Source organism: Cupriavidus alkaliphilus (genome assembly GCF_014191175.1).
Taxonomy (GTDB): domain Bacteria; phylum Pseudomonadota; class Gammaproteobacteria; order Burkholderiales; family Burkholderiaceae; genus Cupriavidus; species Cupriavidus alkaliphilus.
This window is the reverse complement of sequence record NZ_JACHWE010000001.1, coordinates 1,014,952-1,027,464: the sequence shown is the minus strand read 5'-3', so window position 1 is coordinate 1,027,464 and position 12,513 is coordinate 1,014,952. Positions and strand designations below refer to the sequence as shown.

Annotated in this window: 10 protein-coding genes; 3 read left to right on the top strand and 7 right to left on the bottom strand. The window is 69.1% G+C overall.

The features are described from left to right. Positions 1–120: 120 nt before the first annotated feature. The 4 genes from FHX60_RS04875 to hrpA all read right to left on the bottom strand — a co-directional run bounded on the left by FHX60_RS04875 (position 121) and on the right by hrpA (position 7,146). Entirely contained in the window at positions 121–1,095 is a 975-nt protein-coding gene (locus tag FHX60_RS04875; protein WP_183282652.1) for a sterol desaturase family protein, read from the bottom strand. Beyond that, entirely contained in the window at positions 1,095–1,943 is an 849-nt protein-coding gene (locus tag FHX60_RS04870; protein WP_183282651.1) for a polysaccharide deacetylase family protein, read from the bottom strand. The genes FHX60_RS04875 and FHX60_RS04870 overlap by 1 nt, the downstream gene beginning before the upstream one ends. Before the next feature lie 24 nt (positions 1,944–1,967). After that, a complete protein-coding gene (locus FHX60_RS04865; protein ID WP_112774073.1) occupies positions 1,968–2,954 on the bottom strand; it encodes a YVTN family beta-propeller repeat protein in 987 nt (328 codons plus the stop codon). Between the two features lie 142 nt (positions 2,955–3,096). Further along, positions 3,097–7,146, bottom strand: coding sequence for an ATP-dependent RNA helicase HrpA (gene hrpA, locus FHX60_RS04860; RefSeq protein ID WP_183282650.1), 4,050 nt, complete (start codon positions 7,144–7,146; stop codon positions 3,097–3,099). Between the two features lie 23 nt (positions 7,147–7,169). Between hrpA and argA the strand changes: the two genes are divergently transcribed. Beyond that, positions 7,170–8,642 (top strand): amino-acid N-acetyltransferase, encoded by a 1,473-nt coding sequence (argA, locus tag FHX60_RS04855; RefSeq protein WP_112774071.1) that lies wholly within the window; start codon positions 7,170–7,172, stop codon positions 8,640–8,642. A gap of 98 nt (positions 8,643–8,740) precedes the next feature. Further along, positions 8,741–9,013, top strand: coding sequence for an oxidative damage protection protein (locus FHX60_RS04850; RefSeq protein WP_018007757.1), 273 nt, complete (start codon positions 8,741–8,743; stop codon positions 9,011–9,013). Between the two features lie 83 nt (positions 9,014–9,096). On the opposite strand, the gene rpiA is transcribed toward FHX60_RS04850, so the two are convergent. After that, positions 9,097–9,783 (bottom strand): ribose-5-phosphate isomerase RpiA, encoded by a 687-nt coding sequence (rpiA, locus tag FHX60_RS04845; RefSeq protein ID WP_112774070.1) that lies wholly within the window; start codon positions 9,781–9,783, stop codon positions 9,097–9,099. Between the two features lie 169 nt (positions 9,784–9,952). On the opposite strand from rpiA, the gene tal reads away from it, so the two are divergent. Then, positions 9,953–10,912 (top strand): transaldolase, encoded by a 960-nt coding sequence (gene tal / locus FHX60_RS04840; RefSeq protein ID WP_183282649.1) that lies wholly within the window; start codon positions 9,953–9,955, stop codon positions 10,910–10,912. A gap of 33 nt (positions 10,913–10,945) precedes the next feature. Here the strand turns inward: tal and FHX60_RS04835 are convergent, their stop codons facing one another. Beyond that, a complete protein-coding gene (locus FHX60_RS04835) occupies positions 10,946–11,713 on the bottom strand; it encodes an SIR2 family NAD-dependent protein deacylase (RefSeq protein WP_260163452.1) in 768 nt (255 codons plus the stop codon). Between the two features lie 4 nt (positions 11,714–11,717). Further along, positions 11,718–12,461 (bottom strand): 23S rRNA (guanosine(2251)-2'-O)-methyltransferase RlmB, encoded by a 744-nt coding sequence (gene rlmB, locus FHX60_RS04830; RefSeq protein ID WP_012353149.1) that lies wholly within the window; start codon positions 12,459–12,461, stop codon positions 11,718–11,720. Positions 12,462–12,513: the final 52 nt, after the last annotated feature.

Here is a 12,513-nt window from a genome sequence, read left to right as displayed (position 1 = left end):
GGGAACCGGCCACGTCAGCAAAGTGACGTGCCGGCGGCAACCCGGAACACTAGCATACGCCGCTTGCCGCCATGCCGCGGCGGCGTCCGCCGCGGCTGGAGGATGGCCTCGAATGCGCCGTCAGCGCAGCCGCAGCAGCCGCTTGACGCCGTACCACTGGTGGGCCAGGAAGCCCGTGCCGTAGTCGTGGCCCTTGCCCACCGGCGGCGGCAGCTGGTCGCGGATGCCGGTGGGGTGGTAGGCCTCGGTGAAGACCGCGGTGCCGAACAGCATGTCCCACCAGGGGAAGATCACGCCGTAGTTGCAGCCGCCCAGCTTTGCCGGGGCACCGTCGGCCTCATGGCCGATGCCGACCGCGTGGTGGGTGCGGTGGAAGCGCGGCGATATCAGCAGCCGCTCGCCGATGGTGCCGAAGTGCAGCCGCAGGTTGGCATGCTGCAGGCTCTGCAGCAGCTGCGACAGCGCCACCAGCAGCACATACTGCGACGGCTCCACGCCCACGCCCAGCGCCACCAGCGCAAACACCAGGTCGCGCAGCATGTCGTCGAGCAGGTGGTTGCGGTTATCGCTCCACAGCGTCATCTGGCGCTGGCTGTGGTGCACCGCATGCAGGTGCCACCACCAGCGGAACGAGTGCGACAGCCGGTGGTACCAGTAATCGAGCAGGTCGAACAGCAGCAGGTAGACAAAGAAGCTGACCAGCGGCACCGAGGTCACGCCCGGCCACCAGTCTTCCACATTGATGCGGTGCCAGCCCATCAGCCGCAGATGGCCTTCCAGCGCGTCGGTCAGCGGCGCCAGCAGGAAGAACATCGCCAGCCGGAACAGGCCGAGGCGATGGATCACGGTGTAGAGGACGTCGGTGCGGATGGCGGCCCGGTCGGCCACGGCCTCGACCGGGCGCCATTTCTCCAGCGGCCCGAGGATCAGCGCCATCACCGCGATCTGCACCAGCCCGACCAGCAGCCATTCGGTGCCGGTGAAGGCTTCCTCGGCATAGCGTCCGAAGCCCAGGTCATAGACCACGGGCAGCACCACGTCCTGGAACAGCGTGCCCTCGATCTGGCCGATCCAGCCGTTAAGCGTGTCCCACATCAGCGTGCGCCCTCCTGTTGTCCAATGGGCCGCGCGATCCAGTCGCGATAGGCCGGGTGTTCGCGCAGCGTCGCGAAGCAGAAGCCCTTGCGTTCCAGGCCGGTAAGCAGCGGCTCGAGCACCGCCGGCGCCCAGGGATCCTGCCGCGACCAGATGCCGAGGTGCGCCATGGCGATGTCGCCGTCGCGCAGGCCGGCCAGCGCGCGCTGCAGCAGCACGGCATTGGGATAGCGCTCCGACGACAGCTCATCGCCCAGGAAGCCGGCCGGCGCCCAGCCCACATGCCGGTAGCCGCATTGCTCGGCCCACTGCAGCGTCTGCGGCGCGGTGCGGCCGCCCGGGGCGCGCCATAGCGGCACCATGTCGGCACCGGTCATGCCGCGCAGGGCCTCGGCGCTGCGCCGCAATTCCTTGCAGAAGCCGGCCTGGTCCATGGCCACGTCCTGGCCCGCCCGCGCGCCGAACTGCGGCCGCATGGTCACCTGGCCGGCGCGCACGCTGCGCAGGTAGACATGGTCGAAGGTATGCGTGCCGAAGGCGTGGCCGTCGGCCACCAGCGACTTCCAGTAAGGGGCCCACGACGGGTCGAGCGAACTGTCCTTGCGCACCGTCGGCTCGTTGGCCAGGAAGAAGGTGGCGCGGATATGGTGGCGGCGCAGGGTATCGGCGATCAGCTGCGCCTGGCTCATGCTGCCGGTGTCGAAGGTCAGGTAGAGCGTACCGGCCGGACACGCCTTGGCCGCCGGCGCGGCGGCCGCCTGCTGGACCAGCGGCAGGCCGCACGCCAGCACCAGCGCGGCCAGCCGCTTGTTGATCGTCGCCGAGCGCAATGCCCTGATCCGTGCCATGGTCCCTGCCCTGCCCGCCTTGCGTCAGTACAGCGGCGCGCGCGTGCGGAAATAGATGCCGTGCGGCGAGCGCCCGACCCGCACGGTCTTGACCAGCTTGCGGCTGGCCACGTCGACCAGCCCGACCGAGCGCGCCCAGCGGAACGTCACCCACAGGGTCTTGCCGTCGGCGGTCAGTTCCATGTCGTCCGGGCCCGGCGGCAGGCCGGTGATGTCGCCGACCTTGTTCAGCGTCTGCTGGTCGATGATGCTGATGCTGCCGGTGACGCGGTTGCTGAGGAACAGGTGGCGCCGGTCGCCGACGGCGCGGAAGTTGTGCGCGCCCTTGCCGGTCTGGATCTGCTTGACCACGGTACGGGTGCGCCAGTCGATCACGGCCACGTAGTCGGCCCCCGTCATGCCGACCAGCAGGAATTTCTGGTCGGGCGTGACCCAGATCCCCGCCGGCGCCGAACCGGTTTCCATGCGCCACATCACGTTCTGCGTGACCAGGTCGATGGCAGCCACTTCGTTGGAATCCTGCAGCGTGATGAAGGCAATGCGGCTGTCGGCGGTGAACGCGATGTGGCTGGGGGTCTTGGCCAGGGGATATTGCTTGGCCAGCTTCAGCGCCTTGCCGTCCCAGCGGTACACGTCGACGCGGTCGAGCCGGTTGCCGGTGGCGACAAACCACTTCTGGTCCGGCGAGAAGCCGATCTGGTACGGGTCGTCGATATTGGGCACGCGCTGCTGGACCTTGCCCGTGACCGGGTCGAGGAAGACCAGGTCGTTGCCGACCGCATTGGCGACGATCAGCGATTTGTCGTCGGGCGTGGCGATCAGGTGGTGGGGCTCCTTGCCGATCGGGAAGGTCTCGAGCACCTTCTGCGTGTCCTTGTCGATCAGCGTGACGGTGGCATCACCCGAATTGAGGATCACCACCACCTCCGCCCGAGCCGGTACCGCCATCAGGCCCAGCGCGAACGCGCCCACCGTGATCCCACCAGCCACCCACCGCCGCAATGCGAACATAAGACCCGCTACCAGAAGAACTGAATCGGCGATTCTAACGTTTGGCCGGCTAATTCCGCTGACGTCGCGGCTGGCGGCGGACAAGTATTTGGCAGATTGTTGCGCCGGCACGACCATTTGCCGCCATGCCGGCGCGCGGTCCTCAGCGCTGCATCGATTCCCACACCTTCTGCAGGCGCTTGACCGACATCGGCACCGGCGTGCGCAGCTCCTGGGCGAACAGCGCGATGCGCAGCTCTTCCAGCATCCAGCGGAATTCCTCCAGCCGCGCATCCTCGCCGCCGCGGCCCTGGGTGCGCAACTGCTTCTCGGCCCGCTGCCACTGCTGCACCAGCGGCGCCATCTCCTGCATGCGCTGGCTGTCGCGGGCCGGATCGCCCTTGAGCTTGTCGACGCGCATGGCGATGCCCTTCAGGTAGCGCGGGAAATGGACCAGCTGCGTGTACGGGGTTTCGTCGATAAAGCGCTTGCCCATCAGCCGGCCAAGCTGGGCCTCCATGTCCGCATGGGCGCCGGGGAACGGCTTGGCCTGCAGCAGCTTGCGCGGCAGCCCGGCGTATTCGGCCAGGATGGCGCCCGCCAGCCGGGCGATTTCCTGCGCCAGCAGTGACAGCCGGGTACGGCCTTCGTCCTTGCGGGCGCTGAACTCGGCGTCGTTGCGCGGCAGCGGCGCCTGCATGCAGGCGCGCTCCAGCGCCAGCATCACGATCTGCTCGCGCAGCATCTCCTGCGTGCCCAGGGTCATGTACTGCATCGCCATCTGCTGCAGCCCGGGGATGTTCTTCTCGATGAACTTGACCTGCTCGCGCAACTGCAGCGCGAACAGCCGGCGCAGCCCCAGGTGGTGGATGCGGGCGGCTTCCTGCGGGTCGTCGAAGACTTCGACGTCGCAATGGGTGCCGCGGTCGACCAGCGCCGGATAGCCGAACAGGGTCTGGCTGCCCTTGCGGATCTCGAGCAGCTCCGGCAGCTCGCCGAAGCTCCAGCCGGTCAGGCCCTCGTACTTGCCGGGTTCGGCCGCGGCCAGCGCCGGCGCCTGTTCCGGTGCCTGCCCCGGGGGCTGGGCGGCGGCGGCCTGGGCCGCGGCCTGCGCGGCCACGCGCTGGAACGACTGCTGCGCCTGCCCGCCCAGCTCGGCGCGCAACTGGGCCAGGTTGCGGCCCATATCGAGCTGGCGCCCGTGCTCGTCGATCACCTTGAAGTTCATCGCGTGGTGCGCGGGCAGCGTTTCGAGCTTGAAGTCGGCACGCCGGACCATGGTGCCGGTCTGCTCGCGGATATCGGCGATCAGCACGTCGAGCAGCTCGCCTTCGCCGAACGGCTGGCGCGCAACGAAGCCGGCGGCATAGTCCGGCAGCGGCACGCAGTGGCGGCGCAGCTTCTGCGGCAGCGACTTGAGCAGCAGGTGCACCTTCTCCTTGATCATGCCCGGCACCAGCCAGTCGGCACGCTCGGGACGCACCTGGTTGAGCGCGTACAGCGGCACGGTCAGGGTCACGCCGTCGCGGTGGCTGCCTGGCTCGAAATGGTAAGTCAGGCCCATGTCCACGCCGGCCACGGCCATGGTCTTGGGAAACAGGTCGGTGGTGATGCCGGCGGCCTCGTGCCGCATCAGCTCGTCGCGGTTCAGGTACAGCAGCTTTCGGTCTTGCGCGCTCTCAGCCTGGTACCACTGCTCGAACGCGACCTGCTGGCAGATGTCGGCCGGGATCGCGCGGTCGTAGAAGGCGTAGATCAGCTCATCGTCGACCAGCACGTCCTGGCGCCGCGACTTGTGCTCCAGGTTCTCGATCTCGCGCACCAGGCGCTGGTTGTGCGCGTAGAACGGCAGGCGCGTGTCGAACTCGCCCTCGACCAGCGCGCGGCGGATAAACAGCTCGCGCGCCTCGCGCGGGTTCATCGGGCCGTAGTGCACGCGGCGGTGCTGGTACACCACCAGCCCGTACAGCGTGGCGCGCTCCAGCGCCAGCACCTGGCCGGCCTTCTTCTCCCAGTGCGGATCGCTCCAGCTGACCTTGAGCAGGTGGCGGCCCACTTGCTCCAGCCATTCGGGCTCGATGCGCGCCAGCGTGCGCGCGAACAGCCGGCTGGTCTCGACCAGCTCGGCCGCGACCACCCAGCGCCCGACCTTGCGCGCGATCAGCGAGCCCGGCCACAGGTGGAACTTGATGCCGCGCGCCCCAAGGTACTCGCGGCCCTTGCCGTCGCCGTCCTCGATGCGGCAGCCGACGTTGCCAAGCAGGCCGGTCAGCAGCGCCTTGTGCACCTGCTCGTAGGTCGGCTCGCTGTCGTTCAGGCGCCAGCCCTGCTCGGTCACCGTGGTCAGCAGCTGGGAATGCACATCGCGCCATTCGCGCAACCGCAGGTGCGACAGGAAGTGCGCGCGGCACTGGTCCTGCAACTGGCGGTTGGACTTCTTGTGCGCGACCGCGTCCTCGAACCACTTCCACAGCCTGACCCAGCCGAGGAACTCGGACTTCTCGTCCATGAACTTGCGGTGGGCCTGGTCGGCGGCCTCCTGCGCTTCCTGGGGACGGTCGCGCGGGTCCTGCACCGACAACGCGCTGGCGATGACCAGCACCTCGCGCAGGCACTGGTGCTCGCGCGCGGCCAGGATCATGCGCGCCACGCGCGGGTCGAGCGGCAGCTTGGCCAGCTGGCGGCCGATGCCGGTCAGCTGGTTGGCGTCGTCGACCGCGCCCAGCTCCTGCAGCAACTGGTAGCCGTCGGCGACCGCGCGGCCCAGCGGCGGCTCGATGAACGGGAACGACTCGATGTCGGTCAGCCGCAGCGCCTTCATGCGCAGGATCACCGCGGCCAGCGACGAGCGCAGGATTTCCGGGTCGGTAAATCGCGGCCGGCCGGTGAAATCCGATTCTTCGTACAGCCGGATGCAAATCCCGTTGGCGACCCGGCCGCAGCGGCCGGCGCGCTGGTTGGCGGCGGCCTGCGAGATCGCCTCGACCTGCAGCTGCTCGACCTTGTTGCGGTACGAATAGCGCTTGACGCGCGCCAGCCCGGTATCGACCACGTAGCGGATGCCCGGCACCGTCAGCGAGGTTTCGGCGACGTTGGTCGCCAGCACGATGCGCCGCGCATTCGACGGCTTGAACACCCGCTCCTGCTCCTGCACCGACAGCCGCGCGAACAGCGGCAGGATCTCGGTATGCGGCGGGTGGTGCTTGCGCAGCGCCTCGGCGGCTTCGCGGATCTCGCGCTCGCCGGGCAGGAACACCAGCACGTCGCCGGGGCCGGCCCGGCACAGCTCGTCGACGGCATCGACGATGCCGTCGTACAGGTCGCGCTCGCGCGCCTGCGGGCTGCGCGGCGCGCCGGCGGCGGGCGCGTCGTCGGCGATCGGGCGGTAGCGCACCTCCACCGGGTACAGCCGGCCGCTGACCTCGATCACCGGCGCCGGCTTGTCCCCCGTGGCGAAATGCTGGGCAAAGCGCTGCGCGTCGATAGTGGCCGAGGTGATGATCACCTTCAGGTCCGGCCGCTTCGGCAGGATCTGGCGCAGGTAGCCGATCAGGAAGTCGATGTTGAGGCTGCGCTCGTGCGCCTCGTCGATGATCAGCGTGTCGTAGGCGCGCAGCAGCGGGTCGTTCTGGGTTTCGGCGAGCAGGATGCCGTCGGTCATCAGCTTGACCGACGCGCCCGACGACATGGTGTCGTTGAAGCGCACCTGGTAGCCCACGTGCTCGCCCAGCGGCGTGCCCAGCTCCTGCGCGATCCGCTTGGCGGTCGAGGTGGCGGCGATGCGGCGCGGCTGGGTGTGGCCGATCAGCCCCCCGCTCATTTGCCCCGGACCGCGCCCGATCGACAGGCAGATCTTGGGCAGCTGCGTGGTCTTGCCGGAGCCGGTCTCGCCGGAAACGATCACCACCTGGTTGGCCAGCAGCGCCGCGGCGATCTCGTCGCGGCGCGCGGATACCGGCAGCGCTTCGGGGAACGTGATCGGCGGCAGCGGGTTGACCTGGCGCGGGGGCCGCGGCGGGCGAGCGCCGCGAGGCTGGCGCTGGCCGCCCTCGGCGGCGGGCCGCGCACCGGCCGGCCTTGCCGGGCCGGCCTGCTGCGGCCGGGCCGGGCCGGGCGCCGGGCGGGACTGGGTGGGGGAAGCAGGCTGGCCGGCACCGGCGCGCTGGCGCGGCGACGCCGGTGGTTTGGGCTTGACGGGGCGTTGTTCTGACATTGGCCGGGATTATAATCCGCGGCATGAACGCCAGAACCGACACGCCGCAGACGGCGCCCGCCTCCGCTCCCGCTGCTCCCACCGCCCCGGCCGCGCCGGCGCAGGCGGAGCCGCCCGCCGCGGCCGAGCTCCCCGCCCCCGCCCCGAACTCCCCCGTGCCGGTCACGGCCGATCCCGATCGAAGCGGCCCCGACCACCAGCAGTTCGTCGACTGGCTGCGCATGGTGGCGCCGTATATCCATGCCTTCCGCGGCAAGACCTTCGTGATCGCCTTCGCCGGCGAGCTGGTCAAGTCGGGCGTGCTCAACGCGCTGGTCAACGACGTCGCGCTGCTGCACGCAATGGGCATGCAGATCGTGCTGGTGCACGGCTCGCGTCCGCAGGTGGAAGAACAGCTGGCGCTGCGCCATGTCGAGTCGCAGTTTGTCGACGGCGTGCGCGTCACCGACAACGCCGCGCTCGAATGCGCCAAGGAAGCCGCCGGCGAACTGCGCCTGGACATCGAGGCCGCGTTCAGCCAGGGCCTGCCCAACACGCCGATGGCGGGCGCCCAGTTGTCGGTGATCTCCGGCAACTTCGTCACCGCGCGCCCGGTCGGCATCGTCAACGGCACCGACTACCAGCACACCGGGCTGGTGCGCAAGATCGACGCCGAATCCGTGCGCATGTCGCTGTCGCACGGCAAGGTGGTGCTGCTGTCGCCGCTGGGCTTCTCGCCCACGGGCCAGGCCTTCAACCTGTCGATGGAAGACGTGGCCAGCGCCACCGCCACCGCGCTCAAGGCCGACAAGCTGATCTTCATCACCGAGGTGCCGGGCGTGCCCGACCCGGTTGGCAAGATGATGCAGGAAATGTCGCTGCGCACCGCGGTGGAGCGGCTGCAGAACAACCACCTGCCGCCCGACGTCGCCAACTACCTGCAGCACCTGGTCAAGGCGCTCAAGGGCGGCGTGCCGCGCGCGCACCTGATCCCCTACTCGCTCGACGGCGCGGTGCTGCTGGAACTGTTCCTGCACGACGGCGTCGGCACCATGCTGTCCGACACCGACCTGGAAAGCCTGCGCGAGGCCACGCTGGACGACGTCGGCGGCATCGTGCAGCTGATCGCGCCGCTGGAGCAGGACGGCACGCTGGTGCCGCGCGGGCGCCACCTGATCGAGCGCGATATCGGCAACTTCTCGGTGATCGAGCACGATGGCGTGCTGTTCGGCTGTGCCGCGCTGTACGACTATCCGCGCGAGAACATGGGCGAGATGGCGTGCCTGACGGTGTCGCCCGAAGCCCAGGGCACCGGCGACGGCGAGCGCCTGCTCAAGCGCATCGAGCGTCGCGCCCGGGCGCTCGGGCTGGAGCGGCTGTTCGTGCTCACCACCCGGACCGAGCACTGGTTCCTCAAGCGCGGTTTCGTCCACGCCAGCGTCGACGACCTGCCCGAGGACAAGCGCAAGCTCTACAACTGGCAGCGCAAGTCGATGGTGCTGATGAAAAAGCTGTGACGGCGTAGGGACAATCGCCGCCGCGCCGCGGCCCGTCGCCCTGCTTGGCTACAATAGCGCCAGCGCCGAAGCTCTCACGAACATACCAAGGAGTCCCCATGGCCCGCACGGTCCATTGCATCAAGCTGAACAAGGAAGCCGAAGGTCTCGACTTCCCGCCGCTGCCCGGCGAACTGGGCAAGAAGATCTGGCAGAACGTGTCCAAGGAAGCCTGGGCCGGCTGGCTCAAGCACCAGACCATGCTGATCAACGAAAACCGCCTGAACATGGCCGATGCGCGTGCGCGCCAGTACCTGCTCAAGCAGACCGAGAAGTACTTCTTCGGCGAAGGCGCCGACCAGGCCCAGGGCTACGTGCCGCCGCAGTCCTGATCCGGAGCTTGCGATCATGAAAAATGGGGTGCCTCGGGCACCCCATTTTGCTTGGTGGCAGACGCCGGCGCCGGGCCGCGCGTTCAGTAGTCCGTGCGCTGCACGCCGTCGCCGGTGCCGAGCAGCAGCACGTCGGCGCCGCGCAGCGCGAACAGGCCCACCGTGACCACGCCGGGCACCTGGTTGACGGTCTGTTCCAGGCCCCGCGGATCGTCGATCTTCAGGCCGGCCACGTCGAGGATCACATTGCCGTTGTCGGTCTTGTAGATGCCGCCTTCCTTGGTCATGCGCAGGCGCGGCTGGCCGCCCAGGGCCTGCAGCTTGCGTGCCACCGCGGCACGTGCCATCGGCACCACCTCGACCGGCAGCGGGAAGGCGCCCATGGTCTGCACCAGCTTGCTGCCGTCGGCGATGCAGACAAAGCGCCTGGCCACCGAGGCGACGATCTTCTCGCGCGTCAGCGCCCCGCCGCCGCCCTTGACCATGGCACCGCTGGCATCGATCTCGTCGGCGCCGTCGACATACACCGGGATCTCGTCGACCTCGTTCAGGTCCAGCACCTTGAAGCCGTGCTGCTGCAGGCGCCGCGTGGAAGCCTCGGAGCTGGACACCGCACCCGCGAAGCGCTCCTTGAACGCCGCCACGGCGTCGATGAAGAGGTTGGCGGTAGAGCCGGTGCCCACGCCGAGCACGGCTCCTTCGGGCACTTCCTGCTTCACGTAGTCGGCGGCGGCTTGCGCGACCAGCGCCTTGAGTTCATCCTGAGTCATGACAACAGCCAGATTGCGTTGGGGAAAGGCGTAGTGTAGCGGATTGCGGTGGCGCGACGCGCGAGCGGCGGCGACCGCGCAGGTACAATGGACCGCACCGGTGCCGCATGCGCCCCTCACAGCCCGCGAACGATTTTTTGCAGACGCTCAAGCAGACGACCTAGCGACCATGAACCAGCTCGAACAACTCAGGCAGTTCACCACGGTGGTGGCCGATACCGGCGACTTCCAGCTGATGAAGCAGTACACGCCACAGGACGCGACCACCAATCCGTCGCTGATCCTGAAGGCGGTGCAGAAACCCGAATACCGCCACCTGCTGGAGCGCGCGGTGCAGGACCATCACGGCAACGGCGGCGTCGACGCGGTGATGGACGAAGTGCTGATCGCCTTCGGCTGCGAGATCCTGGCAATCGTGCCGGGCCGCGTCTCGACCGAGGTCGACGCCCGCCTGTCGTTCGACACCACCGCCACGGTGAACAAGGCGCGCCACCTGATCCAGCTGTACGAGCAGCGCGGCATCGCGCGCGAGCGGGTGCTGATCAAGATCGCCTCCACCTGGGAAGGCATCCGCGCCGCCGAGATCCTGCAGCGCGACGGCATCCGCTGCAACATGACGCTGCTGTTCTCGCTGGTGCAGGCAGTGGCCTGCGCCGAGGCCGGCGCCCAGCTGATCTCGCCGTTCGTCGGCCGCATCTTCGACTGGTACAAGAAGCAGGCGGGCGAGCAATGGGACGCTGCCGCCAACGGCGGCGACAACGATCCGGGCGTGCGCTCGGTGCGCCAGATCTACGACTACTACAAGAAGTTCGGCTATCCCACCGAGGTGATGGGCGCCAGCTTCCGCAGCACCGCGCAGATCCTGTCGCTGGCGGGGTGCGACCTGCTGACCATCAGCCCCGAGCTGCTCGAGCAGCTCGCCGGCGGCCAGGGCGCGGTGGCGCACAAGCTGTCGGTGGACCAGGCCCAGGCCGCCAACATCGCCCGCATCACCGCCGACGAGCCGTCGTTCCGCTGGCAGCTCAACGAAGATGCGATGGCGACGGAAAAGCTGGCCGAAGGCATCCGACTGTTTGCCGCGGATGCGGTCAAGCTGGAAAAGCTGATCGCCGGACTGGCGCAGCAATAAGCACTGCGGCGCGCCGGCGCGCTGCCCCTCGCCTCAGCCGACCGATGGCGCCGGCTGCGGCCACAGCCGCGGCAGGCAGGCGCCGGCCGCGGCAGACAGCACGATGTCCGCGGTCTGGTCCAGCGCCGACGGCTGCGGATTGACCACGATCACCGGTGCGCCATGCTCGCGCGCCACGCCCGGCAGCCCCGCCGCCGGGTACACCAGCCCCGAGGTGCCGACCACCAGGCACAGGTCGCAGGTCTGCGCCGCATGCTCGGCGCGGTAGCGCGCCACGCGCGGCAAATCTTCGCCGAACCACACCACGCCCGGCCGCATCAGCGCGCCGCACAGGTTGCAGCGCGGCGGCATGCCGGGCAGCGCGGTCGCCTCGCTGCAGCGGCCGCAGCCATCGAGCCACTTGTTGGCGAACAGGTTGCCGTGCAACTCGATCACGCCGGCGCTGCCGGCGCGCTGGTGCAGGCCGTCGACGTTCTGCGTCACCAGCGTGACCGGTTTCTGCGCGGCCAGCGCCACCAGCGCGTGGTGCGCCGGATTAGGATGTACCGCCGCCACCAATTCGCGCCGGTGCTGGTACCACTGCCACACCAGCGCCGGCTGGCGGCGGTAGGCGGCCTCGCTGGCCAGCTCTTCCGGATCGAACTGTTCCCACAGCCCGGTCATGGCGTCGCGGAAGGTCGGCACGCCGGACTCGGCGGAAATACCGGCGCCAGTCAGCACGAAGATATTGCTGGCGCCGTCGATCAGCCGACGCGCTTCCTCGAGCCCCGGGAGTGCCGGCAGACTGGAATCGTCGGCCATGGCCTCAGCGCGGCAGGCGCCGCTGGCGCACGGCCTCGTACAGGCACACGCCGCTGGCCACCGACACGTTCAGGCTTTCCACGCCCCCCGCCATCGGGATGCCGACCAGCTCGTCGCAGGTCTCGCGCGTCAGGCGGCGCATGCCCTCGCCTTCGGCGCCCATCACGATCGCGGTGGGTCCCTTGAAATCGATGTCGTACAGCGATTTTTCGGTGCCGTCGGCGGTGCCGATCACCCAGATGCCGCGCTCCTGCAGTTCGCGCAGGGTGCGGGCCAGGTTGGTCACGGTGATATAGGGCACGGTCTCGGCCGCGCCGCTGGCGACCTTGGCCACGGTGGCGTTCAGGCCGACGCTGCGATCCTTCGGCGCGATCACGGCGTGGGCGCCGGCACCGTCGGCCACGCGCAGGCAGGCGCCCAGGTTGTGGGGATCGGTGACGCCGTCCAGCACCAGCAGCAGCGGCGTGCCTTCGATGCCGTCGAGCAGCTCGTCCAGGTTCAGCGCCAGCGCCACGTCTTCGGCACGCGCCACCACGCCCTGGTGGCGGTCGGTGCCGGCCATGCCGCGCAGGCGCTCGGCATCGACCGGGTGCAGGCGCACGCCCAGGCTTTCGGCCAGGCGCACGAAGTCCTGCATGCGCCGGTCGCGGCGGGCGGATTCGATGTAGATGTCGGACACGCCCTTGGGATCTTGCCGCAGGCGCGCAGTCACGGCGTGAAAGCCGATCAGGAGTTTTTGTTTAGCCATGGGCGCGATTGTACCCGCCCGGGCGCCGTCCCCGCGTGGGCGGGGACGGCAA